The following is a 432-nucleotide window of genomic DNA, read 5'->3' as shown; positions in this document are numbered from 1 at the left end:
GGTGCGCTCTTTTTCCACGCTCAAATAGCCCTGCTGCAACACTTGCGGCGCAGAGGCTTCGCGCTTCCAGTCATCGTTTTTCAACAGGAAGCGGCGTTCGATTTCAATAGTCATCTGTTTGATTCCAATATAAAAGAAGGTCGTCTGAAAACAGGTTTTGCAGGTTTCGCACACACCTTAAAACGGCTTGAACACCACCATATACAAAGCGACGACCATCATCAATACAGGCACTTCGTTAAACACCCTGTACCACTTGTGCGAATGCGTATTGCGTTTTTCCTCAAAGCCGCGCAGCAGCGCGCCGCAATAAAATTGATAAGCCAAAAGCAGCAGGCCCATCAAAAGCTTTACATGCAGCCAGCCTTGCCCCCACCAACCCGTAACAAACGGAATCAAAATGCCGCACACCAGCGTCCCGAATCCCAACGG

General features: G+C 49.8%; 1 protein-coding gene and 1 pseudogene. Both read right to left on the bottom strand.

Annotation, left to right across the window (positions count from 1 at the left end):
* Positions 1 to 123: pseudogene (locus ACTHTY_RS12180) on the bottom strand (CYTH domain-containing protein); the annotation flags it as partial.
* A 54-nt stretch (positions 124 to 177) separates the two neighbouring features.
* Positions 178 to 432, bottom strand: a 255-nt coding sequence (locus ACTHTY_RS12175) for a CopD family protein (protein WP_440367888.1), incomplete at its 5' end; no start/stop codon positions are given.

The organism is Neisseria sp. P0019.S002 (genome assembly GCF_051957155.1).
Lineage (GTDB): Bacteria > Pseudomonadota > Gammaproteobacteria > Burkholderiales > Neisseriaceae > Neisseria > Neisseria perflava.
The sequence above is the reverse complement of the archived record's forward strand: the minus strand, read 5'-3'. Positions and strand labels throughout refer to the sequence as shown.